5 protein-coding genes are annotated in these 4,687 nt (G+C 66.3%); 2 read left to right on the top strand and 3 right to left on the bottom strand.

All coding sequences use genetic code 11. The features are described from left to right. Positions 1–197: hypothetical protein (locus RTN46_RS16510; RefSeq protein ID WP_312183027.1), on the top strand; the 197-nt coding region annotated here is incomplete at its 5' end. Between the two features lie 416 nt (positions 198–613). Here the strand turns inward: RTN46_RS16510 and RTN46_RS16505 are convergent. The 3 genes from RTN46_RS16505 to trmB form a co-directional block, all read right to left on the bottom strand. Further along, positions 614–1,300: a class I SAM-dependent methyltransferase gene (locus tag RTN46_RS16505; RefSeq protein ID WP_312183025.1), complete on the bottom strand. Its 687-nt coding sequence runs from the start codon at positions 1,298–1,300 to the stop codon at positions 614–616. 93 nt (positions 1,301–1,393) lie between these two features. Further along, positions 1,394–2,401 (bottom strand): NYN domain-containing protein, encoded by a 1,008-nt coding sequence (locus tag RTN46_RS16500; RefSeq protein ID WP_312183023.1) that lies wholly within the window; start codon positions 2,399–2,401, stop codon positions 1,394–1,396. Between the two features lie 5 nt (positions 2,402–2,406). After that, positions 2,407–3,285, bottom strand: a complete 879-nt coding sequence (trmB, locus tag RTN46_RS16495; RefSeq protein ID WP_312183021.1) for a tRNA (guanosine(46)-N7)-methyltransferase TrmB — start codon at positions 3,283–3,285, stop codon at positions 2,407–2,409. Between the two features lie 270 nt (positions 3,286–3,555). Here trmB and RTN46_RS16490 point away from each other — a divergent pair. Then, the coding region (locus RTN46_RS16490) for a DEAD/DEAH box helicase (protein ID WP_312183019.1) at positions 3,556–4,687 on the top strand (1,132 nt) is incomplete at its 3' end.

Genomic DNA, 4,687 nt, shown 5'->3' with positions numbered 1-4,687 from the left:
TCGAGCCGCCATACCTGCGCACTCACCGCGGCGGGACGATCCGCAACCCGCCAGATCTGCACACTAAAAACCGCGACGGCACCAAACAAGGCAGCAACCCGCCAGATCCGGCCCATTCGAGCAGCGGCGACAGCGAACGAAGCAACCAACCTGCCAGATCCGGCGCACCCCCTGCCGGCCTGTGGCGCCCGCCGTAACCCTACCCATCACCGCCCGGATGGCCGCCGGGTTGCTCAGCGGAGAAACCCGCGCAGGTGAACAGCGGCAGAACCCGGCAGATTTACAGCTGCTTACGCCGCTGACTCCCGGCGGGAACCCGGGAACCCGGGAACCCGGGAACCCGGGAACTCCCCTACGGAGAGCCGGGAGAGTCTCTCTGCGACGAAGGCCTGCAGCCCCCGGTAACGCCCTGCAGCCCCCGGTAACGACCTGCAGCACCCGGTAACGAGGGGTGGAAAGCTGGGCTCGACCGACGGGTTCCCAAAGCCCAAGCTGCACGGGTTCCCACTCTCTGTAACCTGCTGTGGCCGGTGAGGTCACATCAGCCTCAGGAGTGAACCTAGAGTGGGAACGCGTGTCGCGCTCCGGTCAGCGGCGGCCATAACGCCGAGGGCTAACGCAGGCGGCGTGCCCGCAGGACCACATCTTCGGTGTGGTGGGCGCCGGCGCCCTCAGTCACGTGCCGGGGGCGGGTTTCATACACCTCGATGCGCCAGTTTTCGTCGAGCAGGGCAGCTAGGTCCGCCAGGCCAACGTACTCCCTGAGATCGAAGCCATGGGCCTCGGCTTCCGCGGCGGTGGGCAGTTGGTGGTGCACCGCCAGGAGCACACCGCCGGGTGCCACGGCACGGAGGAGGGCGAGTTCCGCGGTGTTTTCTTCGGTGCGCAGCAGGGCCGGATACTGAGCCGACACCAGATCAAAGGATGCCGGCGGCAGCGCTGCCTCCACCAGGCCCGCGTGCACCCAGTTCACGGTGACGCCCTGCAGCTCAGCCTGCCGGGCGGCCCGGTCCAGTGCCACCCGCGAGACCTCCAATGCCGTGACGTCCCATCCCTGCCCGGCCAGCCAGACGGCGTCGGCTCCCTCGCCGCAGCCAACATCCAGGGCCCGTCCGGTCCGCAGCCCGCGGACTTCGCTCACCAGGGCGCCGTTGGGCTGCCCGCTCCACAGTGCGGCTTTCTCGGTGTAGCGCTGGTCCCAGAAAGCTCCGACCGCTTCCGCATCCCGCGGGAACCGGGTGGGCTCAGGGGAAGCGGTGGGGCCAGCGGAATCGGCAGGACTGTGGTTCGTGTGTTCCATTACCTAAGCATGGCCAGGGGCGGCTCTGACGGCCAAGCCCGTTTGCCGGAACGGCAAAAGGGCGAAGCGGTGCGGTGAGTAGCCGCTCCGCAGTCAGCGCGGAGTATCCGCCTCCGGGCGCAGGCGGATCAGCCGGTGCGGGCCGTCCTCCTGGAGCTCGACCAAGTCAGAGTGAGAAGCAAGGAAATCGGTGAAGGACCGGAAACCGAGTGGCTTCTCGTTGAAGGAAGGGTCCATCCGGCGCATCTGATTCTTGATTGTGCCGGTATTGAGCCACTCGTCGGCGTCGCCCTTCGCGTGGCCGATCTGGAGGGCACGCACCAGCAGCTCCGTGGCGAGGGTCTGCGGATCGATATCCTCGGCGGGGTCGGGCTCGTCGAACTGCACATCCTCGGTGTGGGAGAACATCGGGATGGTAGTGAGCTTGCGGGGCTTGTCCGGGGACTCGCCGGGCGGGGCCTGGACCGGTGCCGGAGATTTCCGGTCCGGGGAAGGCCGCTCGGCCGCCGCAGCAGGAGCAGCCCGCTCGACGCCGGGCAGTGAGTCGTAGTCCTCGAACTCGTCGCAGGCCGCTGCGAGCGAGGTGCTGGTCGAACCGGCAACCCCGATGCCCACAACAAAACGGCCCAGCCGCTTGGACTTCTGCGCCAGGGCAATGTAGTCGGAGTCCCCGGCAACAATGATGACGTGCGTGAGGTCGGGGAGCCGGAAGAGGTCCTCGACGACGTCGACGGCGAGCCGGATATCCGCACCGTTCTTGGTGCCCCGGGTGGTGGTGGTGAACAACTGGGTAAGGTCCACCGCCCGGGACATCAGCTGGCGCTGGTAGCTGGCATTGACGGGGACGGACCAGTCCGCATAGGCACGGTTGACGACCAGCGTGCCAAAGGAGGCAGCGAAGTCGATGATGGCGTTGAAATCAACAGTCGCTGCCGTCAGTTTGGCGCTGATCTCCGGGTCGGCGTCACGGCTTGACCGGTCGAAGTCGCGGATCCCGTCACGTTGGAACGCGTTGCGGCCGTGCAGCTGCTGATAGCGCGAGATGACGATGTTGTCGAAGTCGATGTAGAGGCCAACGCGTGCATCGTTTGGTTCAGTCATGAAGCTCAGGCCTTGCGGTAGGTGAGGTCGAAGATCAGCCGGTTGGCCTGATGCGCCTTGTTCTCGAAGCTGGTCAGGATGCGGCCGTCGAAGCGAGGTGCCCAGCCGCCGCGGGTGTCGACGTCGTCAGTTGCGTCCTTCCCCTCCAGCCCCCGGGCATACACCTGGGTCAGCGGGCCGTCCACACCGGCACGCTCGCCGGGGTGCAGGTTCTCGAAGTGCGGGGAGGCATCGAGGACTTCGCGCATCTGCACGGCGTAATCGGACCAGTCGGTGGCCAGGCGCCAGCGCCCGCCCGGTGCCAGGACGCGGGCCGCCAGCTCAGCAAAGGAGTCCTTGACCATACGGCGCTTGTGGTGGCGGGTCTTGTGCCACGGGTCTGGGAAAAAGACCCAGAGCTCATCCACGGAGCCCGCCGGCAGCATGGTGGAGAGCACCTCCGGTGCGTTGGCCTGGACCACACGGACGTTCGTGAGGTTCTTCTGCCCGATCCGCTGCAGGGTCTGCGCGAGTCCGGGCAGGTAGACCTCCACGGCCAGGAAATCCTTCTCCGGGTGCTGCTCCGCCGCATGGGTGACGGCTTCGCCGAGGCCGGAACCGATTTCGACGACGAGCGGTGCCTTGCGCCCGTACACAACCTCGGCGTCGAACACGTAGTCCGGGTCAACGGAGGTGTCGGCCTCGACCCGGGGAACCTCAATGACGAAGGTGCCCGAAAGCTCATCCCAGGCCTGCTGGCGGCGGCCCTGGAGGCGGGAACCACGGCGGACAAAGGACACCGGGGCGCGGAAATGCCGGGTCTCTGCGCTCTCTGCAGCGTCAGCGGCGGGTTCAACGGCGTCGTCAACGGCCTCGGAGAGGGGGAGGGCTGGATCAGTAGTCATCACCGTTAATGCTAACGGTGATGCGCGGGGCCTCGGCCTGTGGGGTGCGCCGATTAGGTAACTGCCCGTATTCCGGTAAACTGGAGCAAGTTGTTGCGACTGCCGCGCCTAAAAGCCGCGTGTGTAAGCAGCGCAACCTGCGTCGATGAACGCTTTCTTTTGTCCCGCGGCCTCCAGGCCATTGCGGTAGACACTGTCTGACTTTTCTTCGGCGAACCCTCTGTGCCAGATGGCTCAGGGGGCCTCTTACCGAAAGTTGCCTGTCTTTTCATGACCACTTTTGCTGCCCTTGGCGTACCCAAGGCACTCGTTTCCAACCTGGCTGCCCAGGGAATCGCCGAGCCGTTCCCCATCCAGGTTGAAACCCTCCCCGACACACTCAAGGGCCGGGATGTCCTGGGCCGCGGCCGCACCGGCTCCGGCAAGACCCTCGCTTTTTCCCTTCCCCTGGTGACCCGCCTGGCTGAAGCCGAAGCCGCGTACCGCCGCCGGCCGAACCGCCCGCTGGGCCTGGTGCTGGCGCCGACCCGCGAGCTGGCAACGCAGATCAACAACGTGATTGAGCCCCTCGCTGCCGAGCTCGGCCTGAACACCACCGTGATCTACGGCGGCGTCTCGCAGCAGCGGCAGGAAAAGGCACTGGGCGCCGGCGTCGACATTGTCATTGCCTGCCCCGGCCGGCTCGAAGACCTGATGAAGCAGAAGGTCATCAGCCTCGAATCCGTGGAAATCACCGTGCTGGACGAGGCCGACCACATGGCCGACCTCGGCTTCCTTCCGGTGGTTCAGCGCCTGCTGGACCGCACCCCGGAAAAGGGCCAGCGCATGCTGTTCTCCGCCACCCTGGACAACGGCGTGGACAAGCTGGTCCGCCGCTACCTTTCCAACCCGCTGACCCACTCCGTGGATGATCCGCAGGCCGCGGTGACCACCATGGAGCACCACGTGCTGCTGGTCCAGGACCAGACGGCGAAGAAGCTCCTGGTCAAGGAACTGGCCTCCGGCCAGGGCCGCCGCATCATGTTCATGCGCACCAAGCACCACGCCCGGAAGATGGCCAAGTTCCTCACGGACAGCGGCATCCCGACCGTCGACCTGCACGGCAACCTCTCGCAGAACGCCCGTGACCGGAACCTGGCCGAGTTCTCCTCCGGTGACGTTCGCGTACTCGTCGCCACCGACGTCGCGGCCCGCGGCGTGCACGTGAACGACGTCGAACTCGTGGTCCACATCGATCCCCCGACCGAGCACAAGGCTTACCTGCACCGCTCCGGCCGCACCGCCCGCGCCGGTTCCGACGGCACCGTCGTCACCGTGACCCTCCCCGAGCAGAAGGGCGAGGTGTCCAAGCTGATGAAGGCCGCCGGCGTCGACGTCTCGATCGAGAAGGTCTCACACAACT

Origin of the sequence: Arthrobacter sp., assembly GCF_031988865.1 — a bacterium.
In the GTDB taxonomy this organism is placed as follows: domain Bacteria; phylum Actinomycetota; class Actinomycetes; order Actinomycetales; family Micrococcaceae; genus Arthrobacter_B.
Note: the sequence above shows the minus strand (reverse complement) of the source record. Positions and strands in the feature narration are given on the sequence as shown.